We start from the raw sequence: 25561 nt of genomic DNA on the forward strand, positions 1-25561 counted from the left end.
ATTGATTTATAACCAACTAAAATTGCATTAACCATAAAAATTGGGGAATACACTTAAAGATTAGGGGGTTTCCCCCCCATTTTTTTTGGAATTTAAAAAATAAGTCTGTTTAATGTTTAATTGTCTTTAGTACGGAGCTCACTTAATGCTATATTTTTATGATGAGCGTACTCATAACCGTGTTTCCACCAATTAGCCATTTTGTCTTTTTCAAAAATTAAAGAGTTAGTTGTTAACACAGTAGGCGTATAGTAAATATTTATAATTACCCCTTTATTTGCAGCGACAAATTTCCCAATACGGATGTTTTGTTTTTCAATTCTATCTGCCATAAATGTGTGCATATTGGTAAGAAGCGAAAACACATTCTTAGAAGGCAGTCGATTATAGTAAGTTACCTCGGTTTCAAGGATTATAACATCTATAGTTTTAGCACCTCGGTTTATAGCTTCTTCAATAGGAACCATACTCCCAAAGCCACCATCCGCATATTCACAGCTATTTTTTTTTACAAGACTCATAAAAGGTGTGAAGTTTGACGAAATCCAAACCCAATCTAAAAAATCTTTGTAATCGAAATCGGATATAGATTTATATTCAACCTGATTCAATGAAAGGTTAGAAACGGTAACAACAACTTCTTTAGATGAAGCTTTTAAAATATCGAACTCATCTTCTGTAAAGGTTTTTTCAATGAGTTTACGCAGATTCAAACTTTCTCCAAAAGTTTTTTTTCCTTTTATGAAATTTTTTAAAACCGTGTAATGATCTATGGCTATCTGCTTCCCTCCTAGTTTGTCTTTTTTTATAATAAACGGGCAGCTGTTGAAGATGCTTTTTTGATTTACAGAAGTAAAAACATCTCTAATTTTATCTACTTTATTTAATGCTAAGTGTGAAATTAGTAGACTACCGGTAGAAGTGCCCACAAATAAATCGTATTTTTCATGAAGTTCGTCCATAAGGTATTGTGCAACACCTCCCGCAAATGCTCCTTTACTTCCTCCTCCCGAAATAACTAATGCCCTCATTTTATATCTTTAATGATTTTAAATACTCAGCAGCTTCCTTGGAGATACTTGTTTCTATACTTTTTAATTCGGTATTAAACGATTGGCTTTCCACTACAGTATTCATCAATATTTTGGAAGATTTTGAAAATCGCCATGTGGGATGAACACAAGCTTCAGCCAAATTCGCAAGCGTTACACGATCCCAAAGTTGTAATTCATTAATATATTCAAACGCTTTTTCGCGAATTTCAAAACTATAAGTTGTAGATGAATAACGCTTCAATTCGTTCAGATAATTTAGCTTTTCGGAAGAATTATACCCTTCAGTGATTATTGCTAAAGCTAGCCATAATTGCCTTACATTTTTATTCTGAAATCCAATTACGTCTTTTGTTCTATTTAAATACTCAGCTCTTTGGTCTGGAAACTGCATCCATAGTTTATACAATGCAGCCTCTTTGGTTACATAAGAATCATCATTTAAAAGTCCTTCAAATTCCTTTTGAAGTTCATTTGGAATTATTTGTAACGATAATGCAATGGCTTGTCTTACGTAGATGTTATTACTTTCAAAAGCTCTCTTATAAAGTTGAAGTGTTTCTGAAATAGGTTCATCCATCAACTGATAAACGGCCTCCTGCCCAATAAAATCGTTTGGAAAAGTAAGTGCAGTTCGCAACTGATTTTTTTTCTCTGAAAGAGGCATCACTCGTAATGCTGAAACTTCGAAGTACTTTTTTATAAAAGGAGACTTAAGTAAAGCCTGGTACGCATCTTCACTTTGAAAAGCTGTTTGTTGCAGCCAGTTCGCTTCGAAATCCTTAATATCAACATCAGAAACCATTTTTACTTCATTTAAAAAATCTTCGGTAGCTACATTTTTGAATTTATATTTTTTAAGATAGTTTTTTACGGCAAGTTTAAACGGTTCGTCCCCTATTCGCTCACGTAAAATATGAAGTGCCCATGCACCTTTCTGATAAAATGTAAGTGAACTCGCCTTAGGATTTAATAGCGATTCTCCTTTACCTTCATCACTCATTTCTTTTAATTGCTCGGCAGTTTGATACAATTGCCAGTAATAATAATCTTCGCCAAAAATATCTCTTTCTGCTAATAGTGCGTAATATGTGGCAAAACCTTCCTGCAACCAATGATGCTTATCTGCTGTGGCGGTCAGCAAATTTCCAAACCATTGATGTGCCAATTCGTGAGCGTTAACGTTTAGGTAATTTCTATCGGTAAAGCCAATTTTATCAACAATAAATGCTTCTGAAAAAAATGTAGCAGTGGTGTTTTCCATGCCTGCATATAAAAAATCTCGCACGGGCACCTGCTTGTAGTTTTGCCAAGGGTATGATACCCCTATTTCAATTTCAAGAAAGTCGAATATTTGTTTGCTGTATCGATAAGTAGGTTCAACTTTTAGTGAGTCGCTCGGTTTATAGTACAATTCAATTGGAACTCCAGAATCTGAAAACTGCTCCATCTTATTGTAATCTCCAATTGCGAAGGCTACTAAATAGCTAGACATCGGCTCATTCATATCGAATCTCCAACTATTTTTATCACCTAAATTTTCAATTTGTAGTAATTTTCCATTTGCAATTACAATTTTGTTTTTAGGTGCTTTAATTTTTAAATCGAATTCAATCTTATCGTTTACATCGTCTATACTGGGTAACCAATGCGAAGTGTATTTTCCTTGACCTTGTGTCCAAATCTCATTCCCAAAAAAATAAAGAGTTTGTCTGGGTTTCATCTCATAATTAAAATCTGCTATGTAAGTATTTCCTTTTTTAAAGTTTCCAACAAACCAAACTTTCTTCTCATTAGATGCTATTTTAAATTCTTCAGTTACAACTTCATTAATTTGAATATTTACAGCATCCATAAATATGGAATCTGTTGCTTTTAAAACTTTAAACCTCGCAGTTAATTTCCCCGATACTTTTTTGGTAACAGCATCTGCTTCAATTAAAGCATCAATCTTCAGGAAATCTACAACATCGGTCTGCTGGGCTTGCAACTTAGGGGTAGCTGCGATTACAAAAAATAGTAAAAACAAAAATCTTTGTGAGACATTGGTGGTGTTAATAATTAAACAATAATGCATAAAAAAAGGTTATTCTTGATATTCAAAAATAACCTTTTTAATAATCTGAGAATTAAAATTCTATTCTAAAATAATTCTTTTTACTCCTGTTCCGTAACTATTTTCAAGATTGATAAAATAAACTCCACTCGAAAGACTAGTAACATCAAACGTAAAGTTTTTAAGTTCTGCAAGAGTCTTAAAGTAATACGCCTTAACTGTTTTCCCTTCTATAGTATTTACCGTTAATCTTGTAGTAGATTCTGGGTAAGAGGTATTAATTTGAAATACACCTTTAGATGGGTTTGGAAAAATACTCAGGTCGTAAACCTTAGTATTATCTACCGTATTAATACCTAAGGTGTTTCCATAAACCATCGGATGGTTACTTTTATTAATAATGTGAGTATCTACGTAGTAATGTGGATTATACCCATCGTTACAATCTGCACAAGTTTGTCCTGAAACACAGTTTGGATTGTTAGGATGGCAGTAATCTTGATATGTAGGATGGAAACGATAATCCAAATCGAAAGAAGTACCAACATAAGAGGTTAAATCGTAAACATCTGGTGGTGCAATTGCCCCTGGACACCATCCAGCACGAGGATAACTCCAAGTTCCTTGTTGCCCTGTACAGCCATCAGGGTTTGGGTTACAAGCATTCCAAAGGTTTTGTGTGAAAGTTTCTTCTCCGTTTATATCAAAATAGTGCGTAGCATTAAAAAACTCTGCAGCATTAGAAGTATTGTTTCCTCCCCAACCATGTCCAGTATTAGAAACTCTTAAATGTGAAGCTTGAACTCCTACAGGGATTTCTACATTAAAAGTTTCTACAGGTTGCAAGTTTGCAGGATCACCAAAAGAATAGGCATCGTCCCACACCTCTACTACATTGCTGTAAGCGTATTGAGGCGTACCTGCAGTATATTCAGCATCTAGAGTAAGTTGCCATCCACCTGTTCCCCATGTATCAATAAACACACGAATTTCTACTTCACCTTGAAGTAAAGACATATAATCTGTAACGTTAAGTTCGTGGTCGCATGCTACACGATACGGTGTAATATATCGAATAAGTTGAATCCAGTTACCGTCTGGTGCTTTAATATCTATGTAAGCCAATCTGTCCCAATCATCACATCCACCTGGAATACTAGGGCACTCTACTTCTAAAATAGCATTTATATCGTTGTAGGCACCTACAAACTGTGGAAAAGTGTGCGTTCCATAGTACCATCTATCATTTTGGCCTGTAAACTCAATTACTACATCTTCTAAGCTTCTTACCACCTGTGAGTTTACTGTATTTGTAACAGTAATATTACGAGTTAAGGTTGTTTCTTCACCTTGAGCAGTTTTTGCCGTCATCACTATTTCGTGATTCCCATAACTACTAGGCTCCCATAAATAGTAATAAAATCCAGTTTCTATTTCAGCAGGAAACTCTTCACCATTTATGGTTAAGTTTACTTCAATAACGCTATCTGGTTCTTCTACTTCAGCATTTAAATATATTGGGTAGGCTCGTAAAGTAGGCATCTCCAAGGGGAAATCCTCCGTAAGCCTCGTAGAAAGCTCTAATGTGGTTTGTGCAAATGCTGAAACCTGCATTGTGATTGCCAAGAGAAATAAAATGTAGAATTTTTTCATTGATTAATTGGTTTTGAGGGAAGACGAAATACTCAATCATTCTTCCTAGGTTGTTTATAATAATTTCTAGCGTATTTGATTAAATAGATTGTTTAAATTAGCTGAAATATAGTAACAAATTTATAATTATAACCTTCAAAAATTAATTTTAATTTAGTTTTACCCCATAATACCTAGTGAACTTTATGAATGCAAATTTCTTGCAAACCCCTATCGATTATCTTAAAGGCGTTGGACCTAATCGCGCTACTTTACTTAAAAAAGAGCTAGGGGTTCATACGTTTCAGGATTTGCTAAATCTTTTTCCTAATAGATATTTAGACAGAACGCAATACTATAAAATCTCTCAATTGCAACAAACCAATGCAGAGGTACAGATTGTTGGGAAAATCACACATATAAAAACAGTAGAGCAAAAACGAGGGAAAAGACTAGTTGCCACTTTTAGAGATGAAACCGGACAAATGGAATTGGTTTGGTTTAGAGGAATAAAATGGATTAGAGACAATATAAAAATCAATGTTCCTTATGTGATTTTTGGTAAAACGAATTTTTTCAATGGAAATTTTTCAATGCCACACCCAGAAATGGAGTTGCTCGAAATACACGAAAAAAGTATTCGATCTGCCATGCAACCAGTTTATCCATCTACCGAAAAATTAAGTAATAGCGGTATCACAAATAAAGTAATAAACGGACTGATGCAACAGCTGTTTTTAGAGAGTAAAAATGCCTTCTTTGAAACCCTCTCAAAACCTCTTTTAGAACAGTTGAAATTAGTGTCAAAAAAGGAAGCACTTTTAAACGTTCATTTTCCAAAAAGTCAGACACATTTGGCACGGGCTCAATACCGATTAAAGTTTGAAGAATTATTCTATATTCAACTCCAATTAGTACGAAAAAACCTTGTACATAAATCTAAAATTAAGGGCTATACTTTTGATAGAATAGGTGAGAATTTCAACACCTTTTTTAACCATCATTTACCCTTCGATTTAACCAATGCTCAGAAGCGCGTTATTAAAGAAATTCGCAACGATTTAGGCAGCAACGCACAAATGAACCGTCTTTTACAAGGAGATGTAGGTTCTGGAAAGACTATAGTTGCGCTAATGTCAATGTTAATAGCACTTGACAACGGTTTTCAAGCTTGCTTAATGGCTCCAACTGAAATTTTGTCAGTTCAACATTACCAAGGGTTGAACGAGTTGTGTAAAAACCTGAATACCAATATAGAACTACTTACAGGTTCAACTAAAACTTCAAAGAGGAGAGAAATTCACGAAAAACTTGAAAATGGAGAAATAGACATCTTAATTGGCACCCATGCGCTTCTAGAAGATAAGGTGAAGTTTAAAAATTTAGGGCTTGCAATTGTAGATGAACAACATCGTTTTGGAGTTGAACAGCGCAGCAAATTATGGCATAAAAATGAGTACCCACCACACATACTTGTGATGACTGCCACCCCTATTCCTCGCACTCTTGCAATGAGCGTTTATGGTGACCTAGATATTAGCATAATTGATGAGCTTCCACCCGGTAGAAAAGACATTAAAACTGTACATCGTTTTGACGCTAATAGACTGAAGGTTTTTCACTTTATTAAGGAGGAAATTTCGAAGGGCAGACAAGTGTATATTGTCTACCCTTTAATTCAAGAAAGTGAGAGCATGGATTACAAAGATTTGATGGATGGATACGAAAGTATTTCTCGTGAGTTTCCTATGCCCGAATATCAAATTTCTATTGTCCACGGACAAATGAAACCCGCAGATAAAGACTATGAAATGAACCGTTTTGTTGAAGGCGAGACTCAAATCATGGTTGCCACCACTGTAATTGAAGTTGGAGTAAATGTTCCCAACGCTAGTGTTATGATTATTGAAAGTGCTGAACGATTTGGGCTTTCGCAGTTACACCAATTAAGAGGACGTGTAGGCCGAGGAGCCGAACAGAGTTATTGTATTTTAATGACGGGCCATAAACTCTCTTCCGATGCCAAGACACGTTTAGAAACTATGGTTCGCACCAGCGATGGGTTTGAAATTGCCGAAGTAGATTTAAAACTTCGCGGTCCAGGAGATATGATGGGAACACAACAAAGTGGTGTATTAAATCTTCGAATCGCAGATATTGTAAAAGACTCCGAAATTTTAAAAATAGCACGCAGTTACGCTTTACAAACGCTTAAAGCAGATTCAAATCTCGCTTCAGATGAAAACCGTCCTATTAAAAATACTTATGCACAACTAGTGAAATATCGAAATATCTGGAATTACATTTCATAGTTTGAACTAATTTATCCCCTGTTAAACACTATTAACATTAAACTACCTCTAACTATATCACGTTTAATAAACAAACTACAGCCAAGAAAAATCCATTCAATTTTCATATTTACAATTGCGATTGCATACTTAATTGTACTCTTTAAATAATACTAGTTACACTTCAATTAAAACATTTTAAAAAGAAATATTCAGCTCTCATTTCGATCGATATCAATTAGATATTTCTTTATTTCAACCTTATTATGAATTTAATTTAAAAGTATTTACACAGACCTCTCTCAAAAACTATAAGGTTATTCTATTGTACCGCAAATCTAAATCATATAAAGCTATCAATAAAACATGTAAATTATTCACAATCAACTATTTATAATACAATCCAACCTTCATCTTACAATATTAGGTTGTTTTTATATCATCAAATAATATCTTAAAAAATTACACATTTACTATTTGTTTATGTGTAAATAATGAATACATTTAGTACGATTAAACTAAAACATTAAATAATCATTTAAAAAACCTAATTATGAAGAAAATTACTTTTTTGGCACTTTTTTCGTTTTGTGCAATCGGTTTGAGCCAAGCTCAGACTGTAGAATTACCTGCTGCCTATTACAATAATAGCGCAACCACAGTTGGTGAAAACGCAGGAGTTGTAAACAATGGTCCGAGAAACACTAATGTTTCCATACCATTTACAGGAACCTATTATAACAACATGGCTCCTAATGGCTTGTTATACGATAACGGTCCGTATTGGAATACGGCTGGCAACCCTAACGCAAGTCTTTTAGAATCTGTTACCTTAGGTATGAACACTCTAGGGTCGGGCGCACAATTTGGCAGTGGAAATAGCGTAGCAGACGACGTAATTTTTCCAGAACCAGTAGAAATTACCTCTATTGAGGTGTTTGCTTATCAAACAGGCTCTAGCGCTCCTTCAATAACTGCGGTCTACCTACAAGTATACGATGGCGACCCAAGTGCCGGAGGAAATGTAATTTGGGGTGACTTAACCACAAATATTATTGATGAGGCTATTTACGCTGAAGCTAACAGATATTCAGAAACCAATATTGGAGATACATCTAGACAAATTCAAACTGTTATTGCACTTACACCAGGACTTTCTCTTGCAGCTGGAACTTACTGGATAGAATACTCTTTTGAAGGTTCAGGTTCGTCTGGGCCTTGGGCTCCACCAATAGCAATTTTAGGAGAAACAACAACTGGAAACGCATTACAATATCAAGCATCAATTAGTAGCTGGGTAGCTCTTGAAGATAGCGGAACATTTACTCCACAAGGATTACCATTTTTAATTTACGGTGATGTTGTTGCAGGCGTAAACGATAATAAGTTAGCTGGATTTAATTTTTCTCCTAACCCAACTTCAGGTTCGCTATCCTTGAAATCTATAAATAATATTGAATCTGTTTCCATTTTTAATCTATTAGGTCAAAAAGTTAAAGACGTTAAAATGGGTGCTACTACTTCAAATATTAATATCTCAGATCTAAACTCTGGAACTTATATAATGCAAGTAACCGTAGCGGGTCAAATAGGAACTTATAAAGTTATTAAGAATTAAGTTTCTATAATATATTTAATTTAGAGCCACTCAATATTGAGTGGCTCTATGTTTTTAGTATTGTTATGTTTAAATTAAAGGGTAATTTTGAGCAGAATTACAACCCAATTTTTACGATTTATATTGACACTAATCCTCAAATTATAATCATCACAATCCCCTATATTTTTTGCCCGTTTAAATACTTTTCAATACTTTTAGGTGTATGACAGAAGCAGACATAGAAGAAGAAAAAAAAGAAATTGCAAAGCAGTATAAAGAGTTGCTAAAAATTAGTTATCGCACCTTAACCAAGGAAGATAAAAAACTGATTCGCAGCGCTTTCGACCTTGCTGTAGATGCACATAAAGAGCAACGCCGTAAAAGTGGTGAGGCTTATATTTTTCATCCTATTGCAGTTGCAAAAATTGTTGCCTCGGAGATTGGTTTAGACGCCACCTCTATCGCAGCAGCACTTTTGCACGATGTTGTGGAAGACACAAAGTACACTGTAGAGGATATCGAAAAAATGTTTGGCAAAGTGGTTGCTCGTATTGTAGATGGACTTACAAAAATTGCCCACATATCACTTTCGGAAGATGTTTCTATGCAAGCAGAGAATTTCCGTAAAATGTTGCTTACTCTAAATGAAGACATTAGGGTAATCATCATTAAAATTGCGGATAGGCTTCATAATATGCAAACCATGGATAGCATGCCGCCGCATAAACAGCGTAAAATTGCTTCCGAAACACTTTATATATACGCGCCTCTTGCACATCGTATTGGTCTCTATAACATTAAAACAGAACTTGAAGATTTAGGTCTTAAGTTTACTGAACCCGATGTTTACGCCGATATTTTAAGCCGAATTAAAGAAAGCAAAGAAGAGCAAGATGCTTATATCAATGCTTTTAACAATGTTATAAAAAATTCCTTAGATGCCGAAGAATTAGAATACGACATCAAAGGGCGTCCGAAATCTATTTTCTCTATTCGCAGGAAAATGCTGGCTCAAAACATAACTTTTGATGAGGTTTACGATAAGTTTGCCGTTCGTATTATCTACAAGAGTAAACCTGAAAACGAAAAATTTTTAGCCTGGAAAATATATTCTATAGTTACTGATCATTTCCGTCCTAACCCAATACGTTTGCGCGATTGGATTTCCTCACCTAAATCAACAGGATACGAAGCCCTTCATATTACCGTAATGGGACCTAAAGGGCGTTGGGTAGAAGTACAAATTAGAAGTGAACGTATGAATGAAATTGCTGAAAAAGGTTTCGCAGCTCACTACAAATATAAAAACAAAGAGAAAGACGATGGTGGTTTAGAGAATTGGCTCAATAAATTACAAGATACTTTAGAAAATTCAGAAATAAGCGCTGTAGATTTTGTTGAAGAATTTAAACTAAATCTATACGCAAAAGAAATCTTCGTTTTCACGCCAAAAGGAGATTTATATTCCCTGCCAAAGGGTGCAACTGCTTTAGATTTTTCTTTTCACATTCACACCGAAATCGGGATGCATACCCGTGGAACAAAAGTGAATGGAAAGTTAGTACCCTTAAGTCATCAACTTAAAAGTGGGGATCAGGTAGAAATAATCACCTCAGACAATGCAAAACCAACGGCCAACTGGTTAAACTATGCTACTACCGGTCGTGCGCGTTCAAAGATTAAATCTTCTTTAAAAGACGAGAAGAAACAAATTGCTGCAGAAGGAAAAGAGATATTAACGCGAAAATTAAAATCGTTAAAAATAAATCTTGACGAAAACACCATCAATCAAATGGTGGTATTCTTCAAGGTAAAAACGAGCCTGGACTTATATTACCGCGTTGGCGCAGGAATTATCGACAATCAGAAGCTGAAAGATTTTGCTTCATCTAGAAGTAATGCCTTTATCAGTTTCTTTAAAAATAAAATCCGAAAGCCAGACAGGCCAGATGATATCCACAAAGAAGAGATTACTGAAAAATTCGATCAGCTAGTATTTGGTAAAAACGAAGACAAGTTAGATTACAAAATAGCTAATTGTTGTAACCCAATTCCCGGGGATGATGTTTTTGGATTTGTAACCGTTACCGATGGTATAAAGGTGCATAAAACCACCTGTCCCAACGCTTTACAATTACAAAGCAATTATAGCTACAGAATAATGCCCGCTAAATGGGTAGATTCTACTCAGCGTGAATTCAAGGCAATACTTAACATTAGTGGTATAGATACTATTGGACTTGTAAATGATGTTACTAAGGTTATTTCAAACAACCTTAATATCGATATGAAGAGTGTTCATTTTGATAGTGACGATGGCGTTTTCACAGGGAAAATTATTGTTATAGTTAAAAACAGGACCATCCTTAACAACTTAATGGATAACATTAAAAAGATTAATGGAATTGACAAAGTTTCCAGGGAATAAGTAAAATAAATGAATAAAAAAGGAGTTTCAAGAATTGAAAACTTTAGTATAAATCACGTATTTGGGCCTAATAAGCTGATATTTATAGTGCCAAATACTCGAAGTTTCTTTTTCTTTAATTTCCACAATAGAACATCTAAATTTTGAGTAACTTTGCATCCTTATTATGAGCATTAAAACAGACTTAAATAATCAGGCTATCGTAAAGAACGTTTTTACGGGTTTTTTAGAGGAAAAAGGACATCGTAAAACGCCAGAGCGCTTTGCTATACTTCAAGAAATTTATGACCACGACGACCATTTTGATATTGAATCGTTGTATATAAATATGAAGAATAAAAACTATCGCGTAAGTCGTGCTACGCTTTACAATACTATTGAATTACTTTTAGAGTGTGGTTTGGTTCGCAAACATCAGTTTGGACAAAATCAAGCGCATTATGAAAAGTCATATTTCGACCGCAATCACGATCATGTTATTCTTTCGGATGGCGAAGTAATTGAGTTTTGCGATCCTAGAATACAAAGCATTAAAAAAACTATTGAAGAAGTTTTTAATATTGAAATAACCAACCATTCACTATATTTCTACGGAAATAAAAAACCCGCAACAAATTCTGACGCGGACAATTCTTAAAAAATTATGGCAGTAGACTTACTACTTGGACTACAATGGGGCGACGAAGGCAAGGGAAAAATTGTCGACGTACTTACAAAAAACTATGATATAATCGCACGTTTCCAAGGCGGGCCAAACGCAGGCCACACCTTAGAATTTGACGGCATTAAACACGTTTTAAGAACAATTCCATCTGGAATTTTCCACACAAACGCAATGAACGTAATTGGTAACGGTGTTGTTATCGATCCAGTTGTTTTTGTAAAAGAACTTGAAGGGCTTGACAAATACAATATCGATTACAAGAAAAACTTGATCTTGTCACGAAAAGCACATATCATTTTACCAACACATCGTTTGCTTGATGCAGCTTCTGAAGCTTCTAAAGGAAAGGCAAAAATTGGGTCTACTTTAAAAGGTATCGGACCAACTTATATGGATAAAACCGGCAGAAACGGAATTCGTATTGGTGATTTAGAATTAGACAATTGGAAAGATAAGTATCGCGCATTAGCAGATAAACACGAGGCGTTAATTGCTTTTCACAATGTTGATGTTCAATACGATTTAGCAGATCTTGAATCAGAATTTTTTGCTTCAATAGAAACACTAAAAACACTAACATTTATTGATAGTGAAGAATATTTACACCAAGCACAAAAAGATGGAAAAACAATTTTAGCTGAAGGTGCCCAGGGTTCGTTATTAGACATCGACTTTGGAACTTATCCTTTTGTAACATCTTCAAATACCACTGCTGCTGGTGCTTGTACTGGTTTGGGAGTACCTCCTAACAAAGTTAAGGATGTGTTCGGAATATTTAAAGCATATACAACCCGCGTTGGTAGTGGGCCTTTCCCTACCGAACTTTTTGATAAAGTGGGCGAGAAAATGGCAAAGATTGGGAATGAATTTGGAGCTGTTACGGGGCGTGCAAGACGTTGTGGATGGTTAGATTTAGTTGCATTAAAATACGCTGTTCAAGTGAATGGTGTTACACAATTAATCATGATGAAAGCCGACGTTTTAAGTGGATTTGACACATTAAAAATTTGTACTGCCTATAATTACAAGGGCGAAACAATTCAACACCTACCTTACAACGTAGAGGCTGAAAATGTAACTCCTATCTATACAGAAATGAAAGGTTGGAAAGCCGATTTAACTAAGATGAGTGAGGCATCTCAGTTACCTGAAGCGTTAACAGACTACATAGATTTCCTTGAAAAAGAATTGGAAATTCCTATCAAGATAGTATCTGTAGGTCCAGATAGAAAACAAACAATTCTTAGAGACTAAGAATTAGCTTTTAAACATTATACCATTCAAATACATAATCCTACAAGGTATTTATAACCTTGTAGGTATTTGAGTTTAAAGCGGAGAACAATTAAAATAAAAGCAGCATTTGAAAGCAATATCGGCATATATTTTACTTTTTCTTTTCTTCGGAATACATCTTTCGGCACAGGAAAAACAGAAAGTTGATATACAATCTGGTTATCTAGAAATTCGACCTGAGTTTCCAAATGCAGCCATCTACACTAAAGACGAATCGGGACAAGTTTATATTGTTCATGAAGGTGTAGAAATGTGGTGCGACCAAGCTTTTGTTTATTTAAAAAGCAACTTCGTTAAAGCTTACGGGCAAGTAAGAATTTCACAGGGCGATACCATTTCAATGAATAGCAAATACGCTGAGTATAACGGAAATACTCAGTTTGCCTTTGCAAGTGGTGATGTAGTGCTTACTGAACCAAAAACTACACTAAAAACAGACACCCTTTATTTCGATAGAGTTAAACAACAAGCTTTTTACAGATCTGGAGGAACCGTACAAGACACCTCTAGTGTACTAACTAGTAGAATTGGAAGATACTTTGCAGAAAGTCAGAAGTATCAGTTTTTATCAGACGTAAAAATTGTCAATCCAAAATATACGGTAAAAAGTAATCAATTAGACTTTTATTCCGAATCTGGGGATGCTTACCTCTACGGTCCATCAACTATAGAAAGTGAAACTAGCACTGTATATTGCGAGCGAGGATATTACGATACACGTGGGGATACAGGTTATTTCGTAAAAAATTCTAGAGTAGATTACGAAAATAGAACGCTTTATGGCGATAGTATTTATTTCGACCGAAATAAAAGTTTTGCTTCTGCAACCAATAATATTAAAGTAATAGACACTATAAATAAAAGCTTTATCCGCGGACATTACGCAGAGGTTTTTCGCGCCAAAGATTCTGTTTTTATAACCAAAAGAGCTGTTGCAATTACAGTTCGTGACAATGATTCTATTTACGTTCATGCCGACACATTACAAGTAACAGGAAAACCTGAGAATAGAATTTTAAAAGGGTTTTACAAAGCAAGAATGTTTAAACCTGGCAAAGAAGGCGATGAACCTACTAGCGGCAAGTGCGATTCTATTTACGTAAATGAAAAGCGAGGTATCACAAAGTTATTGCGAAATCCTGTGATGTGGAGTGGTGAAAATCAAATGACGGGTGACACCATTCATATTTTATCAGACACATTGACGAATAAACTAGACACATTAAAAGTTTTTAATAATGCATTTTTAGTTCAGAAAGATAGTTTAGGGTACAATCAAGTAAAAGGAGAGAGTCTTATCGGACTTTTTACAAATAATGAGTTGGATACTGTAAACATCAATAAAAACACTCAAGTAATCTATTATTCTCGAGATGATAAAGAGGAATTAGTAGGGATAAACAACACTGTTTCGAGTTCGATACAACTGTATTTAGAGCAACAGCAAATTACAGGAATTAGATTTATTAAAAAAGCAACAGGCAAGGTCTATCCACCGTCCATGCTTCCTGAAAACGCTCGAATTTTACCCGGTTTTATATGGAGAGGTGACGAACGTTTACTAAAAGTGGAAGATTTATTTGAGGGTAAACCAGCCTCAATTTTACCTAAAATTCAAGGAATTCCGTTGCCTTACGACGAAGGTGAGTTTTTTGAAAATATACCCGAAGATGAACTTGAGCTACCAAAAGAGTCTAAATTAAGTCCGAAGGATCTACAAACCCGCCCAGACGACCCTAAAGCAGAAACGAAAGAAGAAGAGTAGTTGGAAGTTGGATGCTGGAAGTGGGAAGTTAGAAGTTAGAAGTTTTTGGTTATTGGAAAATAAATTTCTTTTTTTTAAAGTTCTCAAATTCTTTTGGTATCATTCAATTTCTACAAAACCAAAGGCAAGTCTATAGAATTAAATTACGCATAATATTCATAATACCATGAAAAACGATTTCTTCAAATATCAAGCACAAACCACTCCTCACCCATTGGCGATGGAGATTTCTCGTGCAGAAGGAAGTTATATTTACGACAAATCTGGAGGAAAGCATCTAGATTTTGTCGCTGGAGTTTCAGCATGTACGCTTGGCCATTGTCATCCACGAGTGGTTTCGGCTATTAAAAATCAAGCAGAAAAATATCTTCACGTCATGGTTTATGGAGAGTACATTCAAGACCCAGCGGTGGCGCTTACAAAGTTACTCGCCGAAAATTTACCTAAAACTCTAAACACCACTTATTTAGTAAATAGCGGAACAGAAGCCATAGAAGGGGCATTAAAATTAGCGCGACGCGCAACGGGTAGAACGCAAATTTTATACGCAAACAACGCCTATCACGGTAACACGATGGGTTCTATGAGTGTTATGGGCTTCGAAGAGCGCAAAAACGCCTTTAAACCTTTAATACCAAATTGCTTTCCTGTAACATTTAATAACGAAGAAGACCTTGAAAAAATAACTTCAGAAACTGCTGCTATTATTTTAGAAACCATTCAGGGGGGAGCAGGCTTTATTCAGCCAGAAAACAACTATCTGAAAAAAGTACGTGAAAAGTGCGACGAAACTGGCACTTTGTTAATTTTGGATGAAATTCAACCAGGTTTTGGTCGCACAGGAGAAATTTTCGCATTTCAACATTTTGGAATAGCCCCAGACATATTGGTTATGGGAAAAGGCATGGGTGGAGGAATGCCAATTGGTGCGTTTACGACTTCACACGAAGTGATGACGTTACTTCAAGACAATCCAAAATTAGGGCATATTACTACTTTTGGAGGTAATCCAGTAATTGCTTCAGCTGCCTTGGCAACTCTACAAGAGTTAATTGAAACCGATATTATACAACAAACTCTTGAAAAGGAAAAGCTGTTTAGAAAACTACTAAATCACCCATTGATTACAGAAGTTCGCGGACGAGGTCTAATGCTTGCAGCAATGCTAGAAACCCCAGAAATTGCAAACGAAGTTATCCTCGCTTGTAAGGACCGAGGATTAATTCTTTTCTGGCTACTTTTCGAAGGCAGAGCCATACGGATTACACCTCCCCTAACAGTTAGCGATGACGAAATTACAGAGGGTTGTAATATAATTTTAGAAGTTTTAGATTCAATTCAATCGAAAGCAAAGTAAACTACTTTATTGGTTTTCAGATGTTTAAACCTTAATTTTCATGTTGATAAGTTCGTTAACAAGAAACTCGGCATAACAATTGAACTTAAATTATCATTACTATCTTTAAAATAGTTACAACCGTTAAAACGAGCGTATGCAATTAAGTTCAAACGAGCATAACAACTTTGCCCTTGAGAAATTCGAATCGATGCTGAAAACCAACAGCGTACTGTTTTTCGATTCCGAGGAATTTGAAGAAATAGTGCATTATTACCTTGCAAACGGAAAAATGGCACTAGCTAAAAAAGCTACTAAATTAGGTTTAGAGCAGCACCCTACTTCTACCAACCTAAAGCTTTTTAAAATCGAAATTTACATTTTCGAAAATCAATTAGATATTGCTGAAGAGCTTTTAAATGAACTTTATTTACTAGAGCAAAGCAACGAGGAAATTTACATTCAGAAAGCAAATATCTTCTCTCGTAGAGATCAACACAAGGAAGCAATTTCGCTATTAGAGCAAGCTTTAGACATCACAACAGATGAAAGCGATGTACTTTCATTGCTAGGTATGGAATATCTTTTTATGGAAGATTACCAAAATGCCAAGCGATATTTTATGAAGTGTTTAGAAAAAGACGAACAGGATTACTCTGCACTTTACAACATTATTTATTGCTTCGAATATCTCGAAGAATATGGGCAAGCAATAGATTATTTAAATGATTTTTTAAACAAAAATCCTTATTGCGAAGTGGCGTGGCATCAAGTAGGGAAACAATATTTCGCTTTAAAAGATTATAAAAAAGCACTTGCAGCTTTTGACTTCGCTATTATTAGCGACGATAGATTTATTGGCGCTTACCTTGAAAAAGGAAGAGTACTCGAAAAGCTCAAAAGATATAAGGAAGCAATTGAGAGTTATTCCATTACTTTAGGGTTAGACGACCCTACCTCTTACGCCCTACTTCGCATTGGAAAGTGTTATGAAAAATTGGGTAACGATGAAATGGCCTTACAGTTTTTCACAAAATGTGTTGAAGAAGATTCCTTATTAGATAAGGGATGGATAGCCATTACTGATTATTACTATAAAAACAAGCAGTTTCAAAAAGCATTGTATTATATCGAAAAAGCTATCAATATAGACAGTGAAAATGTACTTTACTGGAAACGTTACGCCAAAATCAACAACAAACTAAGTCTTTTTGAGGAAGCTGAAGTTGGATTTCGTAAAACCTTAGAATTAGGGAATTATGAATTAGAATCTTGGTTAACGCGTAGTGATATTTTAACAAAGTTGGGCGAATTTGAAGCAGCCGTAAACAATTTAAATCAGGCTCTTGAATTTTATTCAGAAAACGCTGAATTAGAATACCGACTTTCTGGATTGTATTTTATTTTAAACGAATATGATAAAGGTGCGTTTCATTTAAAAAATGCATTAAAAACTGAACCCGAGTTTTTTATGATACTTGAAGAGTTATTTCCTTCAGTTTTAGAAATAAAAAGGGTTCAAGAAATAATCAAACAACACAAAAATCCTTCTCTTTAATTTGTGTATTTTTGGGGCTTTAGCAATTTAAAATTATGCCTCAAAGAAATTTCATTCAATACTTATTAGTTACTGCGAAAGGTTTAGCGATGGGCGCTGCCGATGTTGTTCCCGGTGTTTCAGGAGGCACTATTGCCTTTATCTCAGGTATCTATGAAGAGTTGATAACCACCATTCACAACTTAGACCTAGGATTCTTTAAAATTTGGAAAAAAGAAGGTTTTTCTAAAGCTTGGAAACACTATAATCTTTCGTTTTTACTGGCCCTATTCTCAGGAGTACTTATAAGCATTTTATCGCTTGCAAAATTAATTACTTGGCTGTTGGAGTTTTACCCAATTGCCGTGTGGTCTTTTTTCTTTGGTTTAGTAATCGCAAGTATTTTATACGTGGGGAAACAAATTACCAAATGGAGGCTTGCGGTAGTTGTAGCAATAATCATTGCTACAGTCCTCTCCTATTTAGTAACCATTGCAGAGCCAATAGGATCGCCAGATAGTATTTGGTTTCTTTTCTTAGCTGGTTTTATTGCTATTATAGCGATGATTCTTCCTGGAATATCAGGAGCTTTTATTCTTTTGCTAATGGGCGCTTATACCACAGTTATCGGGATTATCACACAACTTACAGAAGGTATTTCTACTCTAGACACAAGTTTAATTTTAAATTCCTTAGGGAAAATTTTGATCTTCGGACTTGGTGCTATAGTTGGGTTAAAAATATTTTCTAAAGTGTTAAACTGGTTGTTTAAAAATCATAAAAACCTAATATTAGCAGTGCTAACTGGATTTATGATTGGCGCTTTAAACAAAATTTGGCCTTGGAAGGAGGTACTTCAATACAGGTTAAATCACGCTGGAGAAGAAGTTCCGTTTTTAGAGCGGAGTATTCTTCCACAAAATTTTGATGGAAATCCTCAAGTAATATTGGCTATAGCTTTTGCTATCATAGGCTTTTTAACCATTTTTTTACTTGAACGTGTAGCCGTAAAAAAACAAAATCCTTCTGAGAGTTAAAATTTAAAAATACATATCCCGATAATGTACGAAAACCGTTCCCTTTCTGATAAAGTTTGGTTAGTCTTAAAAGGGCTAGGAATGGGTGCTGCCAATAAGGTGCCAGGGGTCTCGGGGGGTGTTGTTGCTTTTGTAGCTGGCTTTTACGAAGAGTTTATCTACTCGCTACAAAAAATAAACAAAAATGCTTTTAAACTCTTAATCGGTGGTCGATTTAAGAGTTTATATCGCTATACAAATGGTCAGTTTTTAACATTGTTAATTACTGGAATGGTAATCAGCTATTTTAGTATTTCTAAACTATTAGATTACCTTATCGTTCACTACGAGCTCTACGTTTGGAGTGCTTTCTTTGGAATGATAATCGGATCTATTTACTTTATTGCAAAAGATTTTGGTGAGTGGAACAAAAAATACATCGCCTATCTTATGGCTGGAGTGATTGCTGGAATAGCCATAAGCTTTTTAGAACCTGCCAAAGAAAACAGCAATCTACTATTTGTTTTTTTCTGCGGGATCATCAGCGTTTCAGGAATGACTTTGCCTGGACTTTCGGGATCGTTTATATTAATTCTCCTCGGGAATTATGTACTGCTTCTAGTAGATTCAGTAAATGCACTTTTCGACACAATTGCCAATGTATTTCAAGGAGATTTTAGTTGGCTGTACGATCCGCACCGCATTGAATTACTTAAAGTTTTAGCTGTTTTTTCTATCGGCTCATTAGTAGGATTAGTTTCACTTTCGCACTTATTGGCCTATGTATTAAAACGATTTAAAAAAGCTACTTACGCAGTTATTATTGGCTTCATTGCTGGTTCATTAGGCGTTGTTTGGCCTTGGAAGGAAGAAAAATACGTTTATGATAATTTAGGGAATATTGTTGTTGACGCAAATGGAAGAGATATTATTACAGGATATACTCGCTATTTTCCAGAATCTTTTGGAATGGAAACTATACTGGCGATTGTGTTTATGGTAGTTGGGGTTATTATTGTATTAAGCTTAGATTGGTACGACAATTATAAAAAACAATAAAATGTCTAAATTCGGATTGGTTGGAAAAAACATTAGTTATTCATTTTCAAGGACTTATTTCACCGAAAAGTTTGAAAATGAAAACCTGAATCATACGTATGAAAACTTTGATATTCTTTCAATAGATGACTTTCCTAAGATCATTTCTGAAAATTCAAATTTAGTTGGTTTAAGTGTTACAATACCGTATAAAGAGGAGGTAATACCTTTATTAAATGACTTGGATGAAGAGGCTAAGTTAATTGGAGCTGTAAACACCATTAAAGTGTCAGAATCTAAAATGATTAAAGGATTTAATACCGATCATTATGGATTTCAGAAGTCTTTGGAAGCGTTTCTACCTATTCAACAAAAAACTGCACTAATCCTAGGAACTGGCGGGGCTTCAAAAGCAATTGCGTACGCTCTTGAAAAGCTAGAATTCGACTTTAAATTTGTAAGTAGAAAGAAAACATTGAGTAATTTAAGCTATGATGATCTTAATGAAAACATCATTCAAAATCACTGTTTAATTATTAACTGTACGCCTTTAGGCACTTTTCCTAATATAACTGCTTGTCCTAGTATCCCTTACGAGTTTCTTTCAAAAAAACACTTGCTTTTCGACTTGATATACAATCCTGCAGAAACTGAATTTCTAAAACGCGGAAAACTTCAAGGCGCAAGAATCTCTAACGGATTAAAAATGTTAGAGTTTCAGGCTGAAAAAGCTTGGGAGATCTGGAATTCATAAAATTTAAGGAAAAACTTTCAAAAAAGCCTTGTGTGCTTTGCAAGTTGCAGAGTTGTTAGTATATTGAACCTCTAAGATAAATGAACCTAAACATTGAAACAAATGTCTGACGAAAAAATGCCAAAGGAAACATCTACTCCATTGAGTAATCAAGAAAATGAAAAGGTAACTCCAGATAATGAAGCTCTATCTGAAAAAGAAGCGGTTACACCTGTAGAAGCTGAAAAGATTAATACAGAAGAAAAAGTAGTTTCGGATACAGATGCAGAGGAAACATCTCCTGCAACTGCTGATCTGGACGAAAATGAAATTGAAACTGAAGATGAAGAGGAAGTAGCTTCTTCAGAAGATGAGGAGGAAGACGAAACTAAAGAAGAAGAGGCACAAAAAGATTACAGTACGCTATCCAAAAAAGAGTTGATTGCAGAGTTTGAAAATTTATTGAACACGAAGAAGATTCAAGATTTAAAGCACGATGTTGAAGAAATTCGCGCAGAGTTTAACAATCAGTTTAATGAGGAATTAGAGCATAAGAAAGAAGATTTTCTTGCTGCGGGCGGAAACATTATAGACTTCCATTATACTACTCCATTAAAGAAAAAATTTAATTCACTTTATTTCGATTACAAGGAGAAGCGCAACAATTATTACAAATCCCTTAAAAAGGATCTTCAAGCAAACTTAGATAAGCGTTGGGAATTGATTGAGGAGTTAAAAAGCCTTTTAGGTGCTGAAGAAAACATCAACACCACTTACAAGCACTTTAAAGAAATACAAGAAAAGTGGCACGTTGCAGGTCCAATTCCGAGAGACAAATACAATACGGTTTGGAATACTTACCACCACCACGTAGAAAACTTTTACGATTATCTTCACCTGAATCGTGAATTCCGAGATATGGATTTCAAACACAATTTAGATGCTAAGTTAAAGTTGATTACCCGAGCTGAGGAACTTGCACAAGAAGCAAATGTAAACAAGGCATTCCGTGAGTTACAGATGCTTCACAAAATGTGGAAAGAAGATATAGGTCCAGTTGCTAAGGAATATCGCGATGAAGTTTGGGATAAGTTTAGCGAAGCTACAAAAGTTATTCACGATAAGCGTCAAGCGTATTTAGCCGAGGCTGAAAAAGAATTTGAAAGCAACCTAGATAAGAAAAAACAACTTATCGAGGAAATAAAAAAGACAACCGAAGAGACGAAATCTAGTCACCAAGGTTGGCAAAACTCAATTAAAAAGGTTCAAGAGTTAAGAGATACTTTTTTTAATACCGGTCGTGTACCAAGAGCAAACAACAAGGAAATCTGGAAGTCCTTTAAGGATGCTACTAGCAGTTTTAATTATCAGAAAAACTCTTTCTATAAAAACCAAAAGAAAGAGCAGTTTACAAATCTTGAAAAGAAGCGCGAGCTTATTAAAATTGCTGAAGACAATAAAGACAGCGAAGATTTTGAAACGACAACCCAGTTAATGAAGAAAATTCAGAATGACTGGAAGAATATTGGACACGTACCAAGAAAATACAGCGATAAAATTTGGAAGCAGTTCAAAAAAGCGTGTAATCACTATTTCGACCGACTTCACGCTCAGAAAAATGAAGCAAATAAAGAAGAGGTTGCTCATTATGAAGCAAAAGAAGCAATGCTTTCTAAACTCGCTACTTTTGAATTAAGTGGAGACCATAAAACCGATATTAAGGCTATAAAAGACAACATTACTGCTTGGAAAGAAATTGGTCGTGTACCTTATAACAAGCGTAATATTGAGCAGAAGTTTAATAAAATACTGGATGCACTTTTCAAAAAGCTTGATTTAGGTAAAAAAGAAGCGGAGCTTATCAAGTTCGACAATAAGCTAAACACGCTTGTAAATAGGGATGACGAGCGCAAACTCAAAAACGAACACTTCTTTATTTCTAAAAAGATTGAAGAAACGAAAGATGAAATCCGTCAGTTAGAAAATAACTTAGGTTTCTTCCGCCATGTAGACGACGACAATCCTATGGTTGTAGAAGTACACAAAAACATTGATCGTCATAAAGAACAATTAGAAGTTTGGAAGGCTAAGCTTTCAAAAATTAAAGAAGTTCGAGAAGACTAAAATTTAAATTTTTAAGCATAAAAAAAGATTTAATCATTTCAATTGAGAAAGATTAAATCTTTTTTTATTTATCAGTTATGCTATAGTGGTTATTGGAGTTTAGCTTCATTCCAAAAAATATTCATTTCTGCAAGCGTCATATCCTTTAAAGACTTGTTCATCTCTTTAGCCTTCCCTTCTAGATATTGAAAGCGTTTAATAAACTTTTTATTTGTACGCTCTAATGCATTTTCGGGATTTACGTTTAGGAATCGAGCATAATTTACCATAGAGAAGAGTACATCACCAAATTCGGCTTCAATTTTATCCTGATTGTTTTCGTTTATTTCGTGTTGCAATTCGCCTAATTCTTCCTGCAGTTTTTCAAACACCTGTTGGGGTTCCTCCCAATCAAAGCCTACACCCGCAACTTTTTCTTGTATTCTACTGGCTTTTACTACTGCGGGTAAGGATTTAGGAACACCTTCCAAAACACTTGTTTTTCCTTCCTTTAATTTTAAATTTTCCCAATTGCGCTTTACTTCAGCTTCATCTGCAACTTTTACATCGCCATAAATATGTGGGTGACGTGCTATAAGTTTATCGCATATACCATTACATACATCGGCAATGTCAAAATCGTTTGTTTCGCTTCCAATTTTTGCATAAAAAACTATGTGCAAAAGAACATCTCCCAACTCTTTTTTTACTTCATCTAGGTCGTTATCTAGAATGGCATCTCCAAGTTCGTAGGTTTCTTCTATGGTTAAATGACGAAGCGACTCCATAGTTTGTTTTTTGTCCCAAGGGCATTGCTCTCGCAATTCGTCCATTATAGTTAACAATCTATCGAAAGCTTTAAGTTGGTCTTGACGCGTATTTTTCATTGTAAATGAGGTGTAATTAAGTTTCAATGTAATAATGAATAAAGCAAGTTTATAGCAATGCTTAAATACTAAATATTACAGAGACTATAAAGTTATGGTTTATAATAAAATACCGAGTGATTAATACTTACTAAAAGAAAAAGTCTTAAAACCCAATTGGATTTTAAGACTTCCGTTATAAAATTCTATAATCTTTTTAAATAATAACAAACTATTATTTCTTACGAGCTGCTGTACTTTTAGCTGTTCCTCCTTTTTTTGCTGAAGACGCTTTCGCACTTGCAGCCTTAGGAGATGCAGCTTTTGCAGCTGTTTCTTTTTTAGGCTTTGCTGCTACTGTTTCCTTATCTTTGTCTTCTTCATTATTTTCAGCTTTTGCTTCAGAAAAATCTGTAAGACCATTTTTAACTAAAAGGTTGTACCACTGTAGTACCTTTTTAATATCACTGGCATACACTCTATCTTCATCGTAGTCTGGTAATACACTAAAGAAGTACTCTTCTAATTCTATTTTAGAAGATTTATGACTAATAGCTTCTTTTCCTTCTTCTTTTGTTGCAATCTTATTAAAGACTTCGCGTAGTGGAACCTCTGCTGATAGTGTGTATATAGCAATTTCTGAAAGCAGGCTCACATTGTGGCGGCCACTTACGTTAATTGTTTTACCATCTAAAAGCGACTCTGCTAAAAAGCCAGCTCTTGTTTGGGATTTTAATTTATATAATCCAGGTTTACCGGAGATTGATAACACTTTTTCTAAGCTCATAAAATTCCTTTATTTTTTAATGGTTACAAATATCTTTGGTTTGGTTTAGATACGCAAGTGAGTTAGCGTTTCTTTTTTGCATTTGGAAATTTCATTCGGTAATCGATATTAATCTTCCCTTTTGAAATATTCGCAAGCTTACTTTTTATTAATCTTCTCTTTAACGGAGATAGTTTATCGGTAAATAAAATCCCTTCGATATGGTCGTATTCGTGTTGAATAATTCGCGCTACCATTCCTTTAAAAGACTCCTTGTGTTTTTTGAAGTTTTCATCGTAATATTCCATTACAATTTCAGGTTGGCGGAATACATCTTCGCGAACATCTGGTATACTTAAACACCCTTCATTAAAAGCCCATTCATCTCCAGATTCTTCTAAAATTCTAGCGTTGATAAATACCTTCTTAAATGTTGAAACATATTTCTGCTCCTCTTCAGTAAGATCTTCGTCATCTTCAAAAGGGGTGGCATCAACAATAAATAGACGAATCGGTAAATTTACCTGTGGTGCCGCAAGACCAATACCACGTGCCTCATACATTGTTTCGAACATATTGTCGATTACCTCCTTAAGGTTTGGATAATCTTTTGTTATTTCTTCGGTTTCCTTTCTTAAAACTGGATCGCCGTAAGCTACTATTGGTAAAATCATTCTCTATATCTATTATTATTTTAATTCATTATTATGGTGAGCGTGCGATAAATTGCGAGCTTACAAAGCTATTTATTATATAAATACTCTTGTAAAATTATTGTTGCACTAATTTCATCAACTAGCGCCTTATTTCTACGTTGCTTCTTTTTAAGACCACTATCAATCATAGTTTGAAACGCCATTTTGCTAGTATAACGTTCGTCCACACGTTTAACTTGTAAGTCGGGGAAGATATTTGAAAATTTCTTTAAAAACTTCTGAATCTCCACTTCTATATTGGAAGGTGTGCCATCTTTCTGTTTAGGTTCGCCTACCAAAACCAATTCAACTTTCTCTGAAGCTATATATTTCTTCAAAAAATCGATTAATTCGGGAGTAGGAACCGTTGTTAAACCTGAAGCAATTAGCTGCAACTCGTCTGTAATGGCGATGCCCGTGCGTTTACTACCGTAATCTAAAGCTAAAATTCTTCCCATAACTTCGGCAAAAATAAGCCTTTGTGAATTACTATACTATTATGAGCCGTTTTTTTGATTTATGAAGAGTATATTTGTGGTATTAGGGGTGAGTGGTGAGATGTGAGAAGTTGGAGGTTGGAGTTGAGTTATGAGTTATGAGTTATGAATTATGAATTATGAATTATGAATTATGAATTATGAATTATGAGTTTAAACTAACTACTAATGAATTAACAAAGAGAAAAAG

The 25561-nt window shown here is 34.9% G+C and carries 19 protein-coding genes; 12 read left to right on the forward strand and 7 right to left on the reverse strand.

Going from position 1 to position 25561, the window contains the following annotated elements:
• Positions 1-116: 116 nt before the first annotated feature.
• From RT250_RS10750 to RT250_RS10760, 3 genes are all read right to left on the reverse strand, one after another.
• Positions 117-1031: a patatin-like phospholipase family protein gene (locus RT250_RS10750; protein ID WP_313114720.1), complete on the reverse strand. Its 915-nt coding sequence runs from the start codon at positions 1029-1031 to the stop codon at positions 117-119.
• 1 nt (position 1032) lies between these two features.
• On the reverse strand, positions 1033-3081 hold the full coding sequence (locus RT250_RS10755) for a M1 family metallopeptidase (RefSeq protein WP_313114721.1): 2049 nt from the start codon (positions 3079-3081) through the stop codon (positions 1033-1035).
• Positions 3082-3189: 108 nt separating this feature from the next.
• On the reverse strand, positions 3190-4761 hold the full coding sequence (locus RT250_RS10760) for a T9SS type A sorting domain-containing protein (RefSeq protein ID WP_313114722.1): 1572 nt from the start codon (positions 4759-4761) through the stop codon (positions 3190-3192).
• A 185-nt stretch (positions 4762-4946) separates the two neighbouring features.
• Between RT250_RS10760 and recG the strand changes: the two genes are divergently transcribed.
• The 12 genes from recG (at position 4947) to RT250_RS10820 (ending at position 22568) form a co-directional block, all read left to right on the forward strand.
• Positions 4947-7052 (forward strand): ATP-dependent DNA helicase RecG, encoded by a 2106-nt coding sequence (gene recG, locus RT250_RS10765; RefSeq protein WP_313114723.1) that lies wholly within the window; start codon positions 4947-4949, stop codon positions 7050-7052.
• Positions 7053-7584: 532 nt separating this feature from the next.
• Positions 7585-8649 carry a T9SS type A sorting domain-containing protein gene (locus tag RT250_RS10770; RefSeq protein WP_313114724.1) on the forward strand — a complete coding sequence of 355 codons (1065 nt, stop codon included), beginning with the start codon at positions 7585-7587 and terminating at the stop codon, positions 8647-8649.
• A 205-nt stretch (positions 8650-8854) separates the two neighbouring features.
• Positions 8855-11059 (forward strand): RelA/SpoT family protein, encoded by a 2205-nt coding sequence (locus tag RT250_RS10775; protein WP_313114726.1) that lies wholly within the window; start codon positions 8855-8857, stop codon positions 11057-11059.
• A gap of 166 nt (positions 11060-11225) precedes the next feature.
• Entirely contained in the window at positions 11226-11696 is a 471-nt protein-coding gene (locus RT250_RS10780; RefSeq protein WP_139854994.1) for a Fur family transcriptional regulator, read from the forward strand.
• Positions 11697-11702: 6 nt separating this feature from the next.
• Positions 11703-12977 carry an adenylosuccinate synthase gene (locus tag RT250_RS10785; RefSeq protein ID WP_313114727.1) on the forward strand — a complete coding sequence of 425 codons (1275 nt, stop codon included), beginning with the start codon at positions 11703-11705 and terminating at the stop codon, positions 12975-12977.
• Between the two features lie 109 nt (positions 12978-13086).
• Complete coding sequence (locus tag RT250_RS10790) at positions 13087-14784, forward strand: OstA-like protein (RefSeq protein WP_313114728.1); 1698 nt, start codon at positions 13087-13089, stop codon at positions 14782-14784.
• Between the two features lie 166 nt (positions 14785-14950).
• Positions 14951-16141, forward strand: a complete 1191-nt coding sequence (locus RT250_RS10795; protein ID WP_313114729.1) for an aspartate aminotransferase family protein — start codon at positions 14951-14953, stop codon at positions 16139-16141.
• Positions 16142-16277: 136 nt separating this feature from the next.
• Positions 16278-17678, forward strand: a complete 1401-nt coding sequence (locus RT250_RS10800; protein WP_313114730.1) for a tetratricopeptide repeat protein — start codon at positions 16278-16280, stop codon at positions 17676-17678.
• Between the two features lie 35 nt (positions 17679-17713).
• Positions 17714-18694 carry a DUF368 domain-containing protein gene (locus RT250_RS10805; RefSeq protein ID WP_313114732.1) on the forward strand — a complete coding sequence of 327 codons (981 nt, stop codon included), beginning with the start codon at positions 17714-17716 and terminating at the stop codon, positions 18692-18694.
• A gap of 24 nt (positions 18695-18718) precedes the next feature.
• The gene (locus RT250_RS10810) at positions 18719-19732 is read left to right on the forward strand and encodes a DUF368 domain-containing protein (protein WP_313114733.1); all 1014 of its coding nucleotides are present in this window, start codon (positions 18719-18721) and stop codon (positions 19730-19732) included.
• A gap of 1 nt (position 19733) precedes the next feature.
• Complete coding sequence (locus RT250_RS10815; RefSeq protein ID WP_313114734.1) at positions 19734-20465, forward strand: shikimate dehydrogenase family protein; 732 nt, start codon at positions 19734-19736, stop codon at positions 20463-20465.
• A 102-nt stretch (positions 20466-20567) separates the two neighbouring features.
• Positions 20568-22568: a DUF349 domain-containing protein gene (locus tag RT250_RS10820; RefSeq protein WP_313114735.1), complete on the forward strand. Its 2001-nt coding sequence runs from the start codon at positions 20568-20570 to the stop codon at positions 22566-22568.
• A gap of 89 nt (positions 22569-22657) precedes the next feature.
• On the opposite strand, the gene mazG is transcribed toward RT250_RS10820, so the two are convergent.
• From mazG to ruvX, 4 genes are all read right to left on the reverse strand, one after another.
• Positions 22658-23434 (reverse strand): nucleoside triphosphate pyrophosphohydrolase, encoded by a 777-nt coding sequence (gene mazG / locus RT250_RS10825; protein ID WP_313114736.1) that lies wholly within the window; start codon positions 23432-23434, stop codon positions 22658-22660.
• 214 nt (positions 23435-23648) lie between these two features.
• Entirely contained in the window at positions 23649-24200 is a 552-nt protein-coding gene (locus tag RT250_RS10830) for a DUF5606 family protein (RefSeq protein ID WP_313114738.1), read from the reverse strand.
• Between the two features lie 62 nt (positions 24201-24262).
• Positions 24263-24853, reverse strand: a complete 591-nt coding sequence (gene def, locus RT250_RS10835) for a peptide deformylase (protein ID WP_313114739.1) — start codon at positions 24851-24853, stop codon at positions 24263-24265.
• Positions 24854-24921: 68 nt separating this feature from the next.
• Positions 24922-25332 carry a Holliday junction resolvase RuvX gene (ruvX, locus tag RT250_RS10840; RefSeq protein WP_313114740.1) on the reverse strand — a complete coding sequence of 137 codons (411 nt, stop codon included), beginning with the start codon at positions 25330-25332 and terminating at the stop codon, positions 24922-24924.
• Between the last annotated feature and the right edge of the window lie 229 nt (positions 25333-25561).

The organism is Aequorivita sediminis (assembly GCF_032080575.2).
Lineage (GTDB): Bacteria > Bacteroidota > Bacteroidia > Flavobacteriales > Flavobacteriaceae > Aequorivita > Aequorivita sediminis.